The organism is Moorena sp., assembly GCF_982860115.1.
Genome location: NZ_CEYLVT010000018.1, coordinates 6008 through 18882 on the forward strand (window position 1 = coordinate 6008; position 12875 = coordinate 18882).

At 43.8% G+C, this 12875-nt stretch carries 7 protein-coding genes and 1 tRNA gene; 2 read left to right on the top strand and 6 right to left on the bottom strand.

Annotated features, from left to right (window positions below; all coding sequences use genetic code 11):
* Positions 1–307 precede the first annotated feature (307 nt).
* The 5 genes from AC4II3_RS05375 to AC4II3_RS05395 form a co-directional block, all read right to left on the bottom strand.
* Entirely contained in the window at positions 308–4369 is a 4062-nt protein-coding gene (locus AC4II3_RS05375; RefSeq protein ID WP_488007308.1) for a WD40 domain-containing protein, read from the bottom strand.
* 156 nt (positions 4370–4525) lie between these two features.
* The gene (locus tag AC4II3_RS05380) at positions 4526–6589 is read right to left on the bottom strand and encodes an AAA-like domain-containing protein (RefSeq protein WP_488007310.1); all 2064 of its coding nucleotides are present in this window, start codon (positions 6587–6589) and stop codon (positions 4526–4528) included.
* A 149-nt stretch (positions 6590–6738) separates the two neighbouring features.
* Entirely contained in the window at positions 6739–9501 is a 2763-nt protein-coding gene (locus AC4II3_RS05385) for a DUF3769 domain-containing protein (RefSeq protein WP_488007312.1), read from the bottom strand.
* Positions 9502–9712: 211 nt separating this feature from the next.
* Positions 9713–9829: a photosystem II reaction center protein I gene (locus tag AC4II3_RS05390; RefSeq protein ID WP_293074282.1), complete on the bottom strand. Its 117-nt coding sequence runs from the start codon at positions 9827–9829 to the stop codon at positions 9713–9715.
* Positions 9830–10194: 365 nt separating this feature from the next.
* Positions 10195–10266 (bottom strand) — tRNA-Thr (locus AC4II3_RS05395).
* Positions 10267–10332: 66 nt separating this feature from the next.
* Here AC4II3_RS05395 and AC4II3_RS05400 point away from each other — a divergent pair.
* The gene (locus tag AC4II3_RS05400) at positions 10333–10632 is read left to right on the top strand and encodes a DUF3493 domain-containing protein (RefSeq protein WP_488007314.1); all 300 of its coding nucleotides are present in this window, start codon (positions 10333–10335) and stop codon (positions 10630–10632) included.
* 216 nt (positions 10633–10848) lie between these two features.
* The gene (locus AC4II3_RS05405; RefSeq protein WP_488007316.1) at positions 10849–11490 is read left to right on the top strand and encodes an FHA domain-containing protein; all 642 of its coding nucleotides are present in this window, start codon (positions 10849–10851) and stop codon (positions 11488–11490) included.
* 84 nt (positions 11491–11574) lie between these two features.
* On the opposite strand, the gene recA is transcribed toward AC4II3_RS05405, so the two are convergent.
* Positions 11575–12660 (bottom strand): recombinase RecA, encoded by a 1086-nt coding sequence (gene recA / locus AC4II3_RS05410; protein WP_488007318.1) that lies wholly within the window; start codon positions 12658–12660, stop codon positions 11575–11577.
* Between the last annotated feature and the right edge of the window lie 215 nt (positions 12661–12875).

The window sequence follows — 12875 nt, forward strand, 5'->3', positions numbered from 1 at the left end:
TTCTACGGCAAGATGCCAGTTCTACGGCAAGATGCCAGTTCTACGGCAAGATGCCAGTTCTACGGCAAGATGCCCGCCCGACAATCTATGGACACTGGCTTGATGCCAGTTCTACAGCTTGATGCCAGTTCTACAGCCTAATCAATATCAGTAGAGTGGGCATCCTGCCCGCGCGACAATAAGCATGACACTGGCAAGATGCCAGTTCTACAGCTTGATGCCCGCCCGACAATAAGCATGACACTGGCAAGATGCCAGTTCCACAGCCTATTGCCTATTGCCGATTGCCTATTGCATCTTACCAGCCTTACTCCCAACGTAAACCCTTCAACACCTCTTCCGTAAAAGGATTCTTACCAGCCCGGAGCTCATCTATCCATTTTTGCCGTTTTGCTTTCAACTCATCATCATCGCTCCAGTCTACAAATGCCTGAAAATCTGATATCGCTCCTGGGGTATCCCCAGTCAAAGCCCTAGCCAAACCACGACTATCCTTTATTCCTCCATTTTCAGGTTCTTTTGCTACTGCTTTTTCACAGGTATCCATTACATCAGCAGCATATCCATGGAGGCTACCATCCCAACAGAGTGCGTTCCAAGAATTAGCATCAATGTCTAGGTTTGGATCTAGTTGTTGTGCTTGTTTATAGAGAGATAGGGCTTTGGTTAATTTACCCTGTTTTGCTAACTGCTCACCTTGTTTAACTTTAGCGGGTGCTGCTAGCTGTTTGGCTTTTTTATCTGGTTCGACTTCTAGCTGTGGATTCCATTCTTTGGCTTTTTTAAACTTAGCAATAGCACCATCAACATCCCCCTCTTTCGCTAACTCCTCACCTTGTTTAACCAGACCGGGAGCTACTGCTACTTTGTCAACTGAATCTTGACATGAGCTTAAGCTTTCTAAAGCTTCAAAATTATCCACAAAGTAATCTTCAAGCAACTTACAGCCCCGAGCCAGCATTTCACCTAAATCTTCCACTGGCCAGAGTCTGGCCATTTTGTCCTCTGATGCCGTAGCCAGCATTTTACCATCGGGGCTAAAACTTACACTTAATACCGAGTCTTGATGTCCTTTAAACACAGCTAATGGATTTCCCTGTAAATCCCAGAGTCTGACAGTTTTGTCCACTGATGCCGTAGCCAGCATTTTACCATCGGGACTAAAACTTACACTTAATACCGAGTCTTGATGTCCTCTCAACACAGCTAATGGATTTCCCTCTAAATCCCAGAGTCTGACAGTTTTGTCCATTGATGTCGTAGCGAGGGTTTTACCATCGGGACTAAAGCTTACACTAGTTACCGGGGCTTGATGTTTTATCAATACAGCTAATGGATTTCCCTGTAAATTCCAGAGTCTGACAGTTGTGTCGGATGATGCGGTAGCCAGGGTTTTACCGTCGGGGCTAAAACTTACACTAGTTACCGGGGCTTGATGTTTTATCAATACAGCTAATGGATTTCCCTGTAAATCCCAGAGTCTGACAGTTCCATCCCATGATCCAGAAGCAAGCCTGTTACCATTGGGGCTAAAATGTACACTTTCTACCGAGTCTTGATGTCCTCTCAACACAGCTAATTGCTTTCCTTTTAAATCCCACAGTCTGACAGTTGTGTCGGATGATGCCGTAGCCAGGGTTTTACCATCTCGGCTAAACCTTATACTTGATACCCCTTTTTGATGTCCTCTCAACAGTGCTAATGGATTGCCCTGTAAATCCCAGAGTCTGACTGTTTTGTCCGCTGATGCCGTAGCCAGGGTTTTACCATCTCGGCTAAAACTGACACTACTTACCGAATCAGTATGTCCTTGAAACAGTGCTAATGGATTTTCTTCTAAATCCCAGAGTTTGACAGTATCGTCCACTGATGCCGTAGCCAGGGTTTTACCATCGGGACTAAAACTGACACTATTGACCGAGTTTTGATGTCCTTTAAACAGTGCTAATTGCTTTCCATTTAAATCCCAAATTCTGACAGTTTTGTCGTATGATGCCGTAGCCAGCTTCTGACCATCGGGGCTAAAACTTACACTATTGACTGAGGATTGATGTCCTTCAAACACAGCTAATTGATTTCCCTGTAAATCCCAGACTCTGACAGTATTGTCGTCTGAGCCAGAAGCGAGCATCTTACCATCTCGGTTAAAACTGACACTATTGACTGAGGATTGATGTCCTTCAAACACAGCTAATTGATTTCCCTGTAAATCCCAGACTCTGACAGTATTGTCGTCTGAGCCAGAAGCGAGCATCTTACCATCTCGGTTAAAACTGACACTATTGACTGAGGATTGATGTCCTTCAAACACAGCTAATTGATTTCCCTGCAAATCCCAGACTCTGATCGTATTGTCGTCTGAGCCAGAAGCGAGTATCTGACCATCGGGACTAAAACTGACACTATTGACCGAAGATTGATGTCCTTTCAAAACAGCTAATTGCTTTCCCTGCAAATCCCATAGTCTGACCGTATTGTCCTTTGATGCAGAAGCAAGCATCCTAGCATCTCGGCTAAAACTTACACTATTTACCCAGGATTGATGTCCTTCAAAAATTGCTAATTGATTGCCCTGTAAATCCCATAGTCTGACCGTATTGTCGTATAATCCGGTAGCCAGGATACCATCTGGGCTAAAACTTACACTCCATGCCCAGGCTTGATTTCCTTTAAATCTTCTCTTTTCTTTGAATTTACTAAGACTCTGCTGTAAAGCATAGAGAGGACTAATAGCAGGATAGTTATCCAGGGGGCGACCATCTTTCACGATATTATATAGTTGTTGCCCAGTCTCCATGGCTGAGTATAAAAGCTCTCGATTGCCATAGTAACCATTATCCCCTGGTAACCTTCGTAAAATACTAACCCCTTGTTGTTCTAGTCGCGTACCTTTCTGTGCTTTCTTAACTTGTTCCTCAGCGTAGATACCAGTCACTATAGCAATAATTATTGCTACAACTGAGAACAAACCCAGTGTTAAACCCCCTATCCGCATGGTTTGCTTCGCTTTCGTTTGAGCTTGAGTTAAGGTATCATTGGCTTTAGCTAATATTCGACTTTCTTGTGCCAATACCTTGCGGTCTAATTCCTGACCAGCCGCTAAAAACTGATAATCTAAATCGCTCAAACGTTTACCCCTAGCCCAAGCTTGAGCATCCTGTAACGCCACCCCCCGCAACAAACGGGATTCATGCTTACATCCAGACTCAACCCAAGCGCTAAAGGCTTCAGAGTAGGGACGGAGTCTAGCTAATTCCTGCTTAACCCAATCCCGATCGAAAACACTGCCATAAATCCGGTTGTTAACCCTCAAACAGCCATCCCGCTCCACTACCAACCCCGATAGCCTTAATTCTGTCTGTTCTTCACTGCCATCAGCGGCAATACCACCCTGATCTAATACGTGCTGATACAATCCCAACAGCCTACTCGCCCGTTGCTCCTTTCTGAGAATGCGATCGCGTATGGTCTTCAAGTGCTCTGGCTTATCCTGAGATACCCAATTGTCAATAATCTGGGTACGGGCGACCTGTACAACTGTAGTGCTGCAATGGGATCCCCCTCCCGTCCCCCTTAATAAGGGGGAAGCTTGAGAATGCTCCACCATTAACTTACACAACTTCTGGGTCAGAAACGGTTGTCCCCTTGTCCAGGTCAATATTTCACCTAACACCTGTTCAGGATTATCCACTTTCCCTACCAAACCAGGGAGCAGTGGTGTTTTCGCCTCTTCCAAGGTAAAGCCAGTCAGTTCAATATCCCGACCAATATTAAAGGGAGTGCGCTGTTTATCCTGAATCAAATCTGCTGGAGTTGCTACTCCCAGCAAACAAAAACTCAGGCGATTGTAGACTGGATTTTCGGCTCGTTTGTTATAACAACTGCGAATAAAGGCAAAGAAATCATCTTTAAACTCTAATTTAATAATACTGTCAATTTCATCTAGAAAGATAACAATAGTTTCCGGAATAGTTGCCAACAATACCGATTCAATAAACTTGCCAAATCCTAACAAAGGAGCGATGTGCTCTGTATCTCTAAACCAAGCCTCTTCATCAAAGTTACCTGATAGCTTAAACTGAGACACCAGCATCACTATCAAGCTTGAATACCACATCTCTACCGGTATATTCTCTTTCCCAATCATGGTAAAATCGATACAACCACAGGCCACTCCTGCTTCCTGGAGACGCTTCATAGTTTGTACCCGCAAACTGGATTTACCCATCTGTCGCGAGTTGAGCACATAACAAAATTCCCCAGCCATCAAAGCCTGAAAAATTTCATCATCAGCTTTTCGCTTAGCATAAGTTGTGGCATCTTGAGGTAAACTTCCCCCAACTTGGTAGATTGTTGATTGGTTAGTCATGATAAGGAAGGGAGTAGGGAGTAGGGAGTAGGGAGTAGGGAATACAGAAGCTATCAGCTATCAGCTATCAGTTTTAAGTTTTCAGCTATCAGTTTTAAGTTTTAATTTTTCAGCCAATGGCTGACTGCTGACCGCTGACCGCTGACCGCTCCCTATCTATAAAATCCTGTTACTAAAATACTGACGATACAAATTATATCTCGGAATACAATCATTACCGATTGCTCTGACTAATCCCAGACTTTCTAACAGATAAGTTGCCTTAGCATCCAGACGCAAAGCTTTAGTAGTTGTCAGTAGTTTTTTGAAAGCGTTTAGTAAATTGGGATGGAGAATGAGATTATTTAAAAGTTCTCGCAAATGATGGCGATAAATCCCTGATTCGGTCGGGGCGGTTTCTAACAGATGCTCCATAGTCATGTTGGAATTTTTACTAAGAGTAGAGAAAGCCAGCTTCAACAAATAAGGATGTCCACCTACCATTTTCCTTAATTGTTTCCCTGATTCAATGGATAAATCTAGCCCATAGAGATGAGCTAAACTATGAATGTTATTTAAATCAAAGTCGGATAACTCTACTGCTTCTCCCACATTAAAAGGAGACTGATTAATATCCAATTCAATATAAACTTCCGTAGAATAAACCACAATCAACCGCAGGTTTTTCCAAAGTTGATTATTTTTAGAATCCTCATGCCACGTGCGCAGCAACCCTAGAAATTCTCCAGCTACTTGTTGATAAGGAAACACGCGATCGACTTCATCCAAACACAAAACTACAGGACTGGATAAAGATGCTAATAGATACTGCTCAAAATATCGTTGACAATTTACCTTACTATATAATCGTTGACTCCAATACTGATCCAACTGGTCTGATAAGCCTAAGTTGTCACCAAACCGCACACAAAACGACTGTAAAAATACATCCAAGTCATGGCAAGGTAACTGATTCAGATTCAAATAAACCGTGCCATAACCCCTAGACTTAGCATAAGCAAGAATGCGATTACTGAGTAAGGTTTTACCCATCAGGTTCGGTGCTTTAATACGAATTAGTGCGCCTGGTTGTAAAATCCTTTGATAACACTCAGTATCTTGGGGACGTTCTAGATAAAAGTCTCCAACTTTAGCTATTGTCTGTGGTTGATTATTGGTGCTATTTGTGCTATTATTAGAGTTATTATTCTTTAGTAATTCAATACCCAGTAAGTTTAAAAATTCTGGTATAGATTGAGGGCGATACCTTGCCTCCAAATTCATGCCATGGATAATGGCTCGATTGATGCGATGGCTAATCTGGGGATTAAAATCCTTTGGTGGTGGTAATACAGCTCCCTTATTCCGCTCGTCAGCTGCTACTGGTTGATGTCCAGTTAAGAGAACGTACAAGGTAGCGGCCAAAGCATAAACATCGGTGTAGGGACCGAGTTGCGAACGCCACTGATATTGTTCGAGAGGAGCATAACCTGCAGTCAAAGCACAAAGATAAGTTTGTTTAATCCCAGGGACAAACTTAGTGGCAATACCCAAATCAATCAACACAGCACCAGAACCATCGTTCCGCACCATGATATTATTAGGTTTAACATCCCGATGGAGCAACCCTTGCTGATGAATGTCCTTGAGGGCGCTACCAATGTGCCCGATGTAGAGCAGCGCTTGCTCTTCTGAGAGCACACCCTTTTGGTTAATGATATCCGATAAAGTTTCCCCCTCGATATATTCCATGATTAGGCAGGGAAGTTCATCTTCTCGGATGATTTCTTCAGATAAGGATACTAGATGGGGATTCCCACAGCTACATTGGGCTAATTTTACTGCTTCATTGGCAAAAATTTTCCAATATTCTAATAGATTATCTTGGCGGAGCACATCATTTAGGATAGTTTTAATAACTATGCGATCGCCTGTTTGATTATTTAGTGCTAAATACGTAATCCCCAGGCCACCTTGTCCTAGTTTCTTTTCGATGGTATACTTACCCTTTTGTAGCCGATGACCAGGGAGCCAGGTATGATTAGTTACGCCATTGCTGTGGTTAGGTGGCTGAGTAGTTAAGGGAGGTTTGTAGGGAGCATAAGGCTCTCCCCGATTAGGATATATGGGTTGTGTGGTGCGGCTATGAAAATTTTTAGGGAAATTAAACCAGCGTTTAACGGCGTTATTTAACCGCTGCTTGAATTTCCCACAGACTGACCGATGCTTATGAGTCTTCATCTGAGATGCCCAACCTATCCAGGAGCTTAATTTGGTAGGGTTTATATTTCCACACAAATAATTTTAACGTTTCTGATAACTATCAGAGCCATTTAATTTTATTCACCCTACACCCTACTCCCTACACCCTACACCCTACTCCCTAATCCCTAATCATCCTCCCAGCTGTTGCTAAATGTATCAAAAGGTTCTGTGGCACCTGTCCAATTAAAATCATTAATTCGTAAACCAACTAAACCCCGTTGTTGAACTGGATTATAGCGCAATAAAATATTGTAGGTTCGACGAGAATACTCTAAAAAGAAATCAGTGCTAATTTCCTGATTAGTATCTAAATTTAGGGAAGTCTGGAAACCCACTCGAAACGGACCATAGAGTTGTTGGGTAACACCAGCATTAAGAATACGAGTATCTGCAACTCGGTCAAATAAAAATGGTGATGTATTTCCTAAAGCTACCTCACTATAGCTGATATTAAAACCCGTATAGTCCAGAAACGGTTTAGAAAAATGACCGAATTGCCCAGTTAAGCCAATGTTCCCACGGAGAAACTCTTGAGAATCACCGTTACTATAGGCACTAGCCACACCCGTAATGGATGAATTCAGTTGAATATTGGGAAGCAGTGGTGCTGGTGTATAGCGCATACCTTCTTCAGCAGTTGCTGGCAAAGTTTTACCTTGCCAAAGGGGTTGTGTCCAAGTTAAGGTTGCACTCCCTTGATAACGGGTCAAATTAATCCGATTGTTATCCCGAGGTGGCAGAGGTAGCAAGTCTACTCGATCTGTGTTAGCATTAATGCGCTGAACCCCAGCTTGATATCGAATAGTCAAGCCAGTTTTCCCTAAGGGAATTGTCGGTGATTCAAATATACCCCCAATACTACTCTGAACGGTTTGGAAACCCAAAGACCCATTGAAAAGGCGATCGCGGTAGCTGGATTCCAAGGTCAGGCGATGAGGGTAAGTAGTGCCAATAGTTTGTCGGAGCCGCAAACTTCCCCGAGATTCGTTTTCTAGATCCTCAGGATCCAGACTAGTGAGTGCTGCGGAACCTACCAGTGTAGTCCGTGGACCTAAGAAAGCATCGAGGTCAACAAGCAAACCAAAGTTAGCCGGATCAATTACGCCACCACCTTCTGCATCATTGTTCTCATCTTCATCATTGTCTCCAAGAATCGCTTTTTGAAGAAAGAACTGTGGTGTTAGAGTAAACCTGACGGAGGGAGTGTCAAGCACCTTGAAGCCACGCTGAATAAACACACCACCCCGGTCGTCATCATCATACCCAAAATCCAATAAACTCGGTTGCCGCTCACGGCGGTCAATCACAAACCGTTCACGAAATGTAGGCAAGGAAAACCCTTGATCAAACGCAAGTCGAGGATTCTTGGCAACTACTTCGTCTACTTCTGGGGAAATCCGCCGAAATCGAGCATTTCTGGTGCGCCACTCCAACTCTGGTGGGGAAAAGGGGTCGTTGGTAATTCTGACATTAGTAGCAACTCCTTCTAACCCGTCAAACTCCACCCGGTCTGCTTCATAGCGGAATCGATTGATAGTCCCTTCTATGTCAGGGGATTCTAGGGTTGTTGTGCTTGTCCCAGTTTCAGCATTGGGAATAACCCGAGCACCAAACTGAACGGCAAAGGCTCCGGGATTACTAATTCCAGTTAAGGGCTGGCTATTAATAATTCGGCGACTGACCGGTTGAGTTGGGGGGGGTGGCCCAGAATCTGAACTTGCTCTGACAAATTCTCCCCTAGCCTTCAAAACCACACCAGTATCTTGAACAAAATAATACTCAAAGCGCTCTCCCTCTAGCACCTGGTTACCACGGGTCAGAGCCACATTCCCATCCGCAACCACAATCTTATTAGGCAAGTTTACTTGCAAACGGTCAGCTTCTAGTAAGGCATCTTGAAACCGCAAGGTAACATTGCCCACCGCTGTAATCACTTGTCTGGTTTGGTCATACTCCTGACGGTCTGAAGTCAGTTCAAGTATGTCTGGCTCATTAGTATCGAAAGTAATTGTGGGACCAGTAACCTCGGAATCTAACTCGGAACCAGATTGGGGTTGAGACAAGTCTTGGTCTGATGGTGGTGTAGTCTCGTCTAGGGAAGCTGGGTTAGATTGTTCAGGGATGATTAACTCAAATTCTCTAGTCTCTCCCCCCCGCTCTTGAGCTATAATACGCTTGCTCCTAAGAAATGGCAAAGGGCAATTTGGACTGATGCTCAAGGGGTCATCTGGCCTGGGTAAGGTTTCGAGAGTAGAACATCGTTTGGGGTAAGAGTTAACAGCGAAGAATCTTTCTTGATTCCCAGGCTCAGGTGTTAGCTCAGGTTTAATATGAGGTTGGCTATCAGGTTGGCTATCAGGTTGGCTCAGTGGCTGCAATTGATCCTTGGAGATAACCGATTGCTCCTGATCTTTAACGTTGGGTGTCTCGGAAGTAACCGACGAGGAAAACCTAGGAGAAACCCTAGTCGAAAATTCCGGTTCCAGAGTTGATGGTGCTTCTGGAGTTGGACTCTTGAGTAAGGAGGTTAAATCAGGATAGAGTGGTTGCTTGATTCCTGGTTTTAGAAAAGCTTGTTGCCACTGTTTTCCTTGCCCTAGTTGCCAATTGTCTTGGCTGTTTGTTATTCTTGGCAAGGTCTGGCCCACTGCTCGGGAAATGGGTAAACCTAAGCTAGCAGCGCTTTTGTCTGTGCCTAATATTGGTAAAGCCTCAATCTTGAGGTTTCCTGTGGGGTATGGTTTGAGCAGTACCTGGTTTGGCTTTGTTTGGTACTGTGCCGAAACAGTTATTTTTTGAGATAATTCATCTAGGTGGCTAGTGGTCTGGGAAGGTTTAACGGTTTGAATAATTGCGGGTACGACCGGCGGCTGAACTGGCTGGGGCATTTTTAACTAATTGGCTGGTGTTTTACTATTCAGACCAACAATCCTTGACTAAATCCCCACGATTGTAGTTCCAAAGGGGTTATCGACAAAGACAGCCGATAATACTATTAATTATGCATAAAAACAAAACCACCCTCCTCTAAGAGCGTGGTTTTGTGTGGATAGTCCCGTGTTAAAGAGCTGTGGCTATCTCTAGTTGAGCGATCGCTATTTACTCGAAATCCTTCCGCTTAGGGTTACGAGATGGGTCGTTTGACAAGAAGCCAAACACAAATAAGCCAATAAAGAAGCTAACAACTATATAAACAACGATTTTGAGGGTTACCATGTTGAGTTCTCCCAAGAAGATATGAAATACGGAAGATGAAGCACTAGGTGAGACATTGCTCCGATGGTGAAAGTTCTAGAATTGGTAACCTAGATCAAAAACCATCTGAGCTTTTGACACGACTAACTTCATACTTTTTTAAGATCATACCTAAAGGTGGCTCCTATTTAACGTTTAATATCCTCAAAAGTGGGATAAAAGCTGGGTAAGCAGTCAGTGGTCAGCGGTCAGCGGTCAGCCATCAGCCGTCAGCCGTTAGTGGTCAGCCGTCAGCTAACTTAACTCAGCATTATTCCAATGCTTACCTGTTTGATTCAAAAGCTGATAGCTGATAGCTGATAGCTGATAGCTCTATGTTTACCTAAAGCCGATGAGCGGATTTGAACCGCCGACCGTCCGATTACGAATCGAATGCTCTACCACTGAGCTACATCGGCACCAATTTATTACTATAGCAAATATTACAATAGTAAATCAGTCAGCTAAGTTAGGGTAAACCATTAATGACAAACTCGAACTCAAAAAATCCTGACCCCAATCCCAAAGTCTCTCGGCAAAAAATCAATCCAGAGAAGTATGCCAGGCTAAAAGCAGAAGCCCAACATCCCTACCGAGGCTTAAGAAAGTTTATCTATATTGCCTTCGGTGCCTCTGGTTTTATCGGTGCAATGGTTTTTCTAGCCCAGTTAGCTGCTGGTCAACCTGTAGCTACTGCCATGCCTAACTTAGCTCTGCAAATTGGTGTAGTTATCCTGATGGTTTGGCTATTTCGCCTGGAAAATAAGGCAGAAGGAAAATTCTAGTAGGAAAACCTTGACATTCCTTGGATCCACAGAGGAATCTCAGGGTATAGTAGTAGGATAAGAAGATTAAGGAAGCTATGGTGAGCATAGCCTCTCTAACGGCTCGGATTAGGTGTGAACTAAATGTTTAGGCTCGTCTAGATTTTATTGAAAAGCATCAATACACTCTACGAGACAAAAAATCTTTAGCTGGAGAAAACTAACCATCCTATTGGCTTGTTTGGAACACGATATGTAGCTGGTGTCATTCAGGGTCAACAAGCCTATTTGCTGACTAACCTAGTGAATGGTAAAAGTCAAACCCTGCTCCAGCCTCAAGCAATTTGGACAATCGGTCGGGGACGCCAGTCAGCAATACAGCTCCCCGAGAAGCGTTTGTCTAGACATCATGCTGTGATTCAGCACATTCAGAAGCAGGGATTTTACTTAATTGACCTTAAGAGCACTAATGGTTCCTTTATAAATGGAAAACGAGTCAAAGGATCTCATCTGCTCCAGGATGGGGAGTATGTTCAACTCGCTAGCATTAGTTTTTGTTTTTTCTTTTGCGAACAGACTAAGACTGTAGAGAACATTAGCTCAGATATCCTAGGCCAAATCGAAGCTTTAGCAGCAGAAAACAACTTAAGCAGTGATCAAGCAACAACTGCCTCATCCTTATCTCAAGATCAGATCAGCAAAGATACTAACCCATTTGTACACGGGGAAGAAACAGACGTATTTGGATCAGTTGACTCTGCACAAGAAATGCAAGAGCTTGAAGGAGCAACCTCTTCTGAACTAACTCCGGCTCAGCAGTTAGAAATTCTAGACCGCTTTTTAATTAGAAAGTACACTCAAGACACTCAAGAAAAGTGAATTGTAAGCATTAAGGTATCAGCGGTCAGTGGTCAGGATTCAGCCGTCAGCAATCCTGACCACTGACCACTTACTGCTAATAAATTAAGCTTCCTCATCTCCTGCTTCGATGCTATCCCCGTCCTTGCTATCCATAGGAGCCACTGAGTTAGCGGAAACTACTGCTCCCATGTCGAGAGCCTGACGTACTTGCTGCTCAATATTCTCAGCAAACTCGGGATGTTCAACTAAATACTTAACTGTATTATCCCGACCTTGAGCAATATTGTCCCCATTGTGGCTATACCAGGCTCCCTTGCGCAGAATGACTTTGGTTTGTTCTGCTAAATCCACCAGACACCCTAAGCGGGAAATCCCTTGGCCAAAAATAATGTCAAACTCTGCGATGCGGAAAGGAGGAGCAACTTTATTTTTGGCAACTTTAACTTTAGCACGAATCCCATATTCCCCCTCGTTAGATTTTTTCAGGGTTTGAATGCGACGAATATCCAGGCGAACTGAAGCATAGAACTTAAGTGCATTACCACCCGTAGTCACCTCTGGGCTACCATAGGTGATGCCGATTTTTTGTCGTAGCTGATTGAGGAAAATAACAGTACACCCAGACTTACCAATGTTACCAGCAATTTTTCGCAGCGCTTTACTCATCAACCGCGCCTGTAACCCAACTTGGTTGTCACCCATTTCCCCCTCAATTTCTGCACGGGGTACCAAAGCAGCTACGGAGTCAATCACAACGATATCCACTGCTGCAGAACGAACCAGTTGATCCACAATTTCTAGGGCTGATTCCCCTGTGTCAGGTTGAGATACTAAAAGGTTTTCGATGTCAACCCCCAAAGCGGCGGAGTAGGTAGGATCAAGAGCATGTTCTGCATCAACAAACGCTGCAACTCCCCCAGCTTTTTGGACTTCTGAGACAGCATGCAACGCTAGGGTTGTCTTACCAGAGCTTTCTGGACCATAAATTTCAATAATGCGACCTTTTGGCAGACCACCCCCCAAGGCTAAATCTAGGGTAATTGCCCCACTCCGAATTGTTTCCACTTTCATGCGGGTGGCATCACCCAAGCGCATGATGGCACCTTTACCAAAACTACGCTCAATTTGTTTTAGTACCAGGTTCAGAGCTTTTTCTTTTTCGGGACTGTTTGTGATTGGGGTAGCCATGGATGCCTCAAAAAATTTACTGTATCGGGACGGGTTTTGTAGTTTTAATTCTCCCCCTCAATAAACATGGGGGATTGAGAGGGGATGTTGCTCAAGGAGTTATAGACTATAATTAATGATCCATTTTAACTGTTTAAGCTCCTTGAGCTTTCTGCAACACTGCTTGGTTAAGCTGGGTAGGAATGCTGAGGAGGATCAGTTACTTGGGTAAAGTA

Bases quoted from the DNA above. Each gene is read 5' to 3' on its own strand.
- AC4II3_RS05375 (WP_488007308.1), bottom strand. From the start codon at position 4,369: ATGACTAACCAATCAACAATCTACCAAGTTGGGGGAAGTTTACCTCAA.
- AC4II3_RS05380 (WP_488007310.1), bottom strand. From the start codon at position 6,589: ATGAAGACTCATAAGCATCGGTCAGTCTGTGGGAAATTCAAGCAGCGG.
- AC4II3_RS05385 (WP_488007312.1), bottom strand. From the start codon at position 9,501: ATGCCCCAGCCAGTTCAGCCGCCGGTCGTACCCGCAATTATTCAAACC.
- AC4II3_RS05390 (WP_293074282.1), bottom strand. From the start codon at position 9,829: ATGGTAACCCTCAAAATCGTTGTTTATATAGTTGTTAGCTTCTTTATT.
- AC4II3_RS05400 (WP_488007314.1), top strand. From the start codon at position 10,333: ATGACAAACTCGAACTCAAAAAATCCTGACCCCAATCCCAAAGTCTCT.
- recA (WP_488007318.1), bottom strand. From the start codon at position 12,660: ATGGCTACCCCAATCACAAACAGTCCCGAAAAAGAAAAAGCTCTGAAC.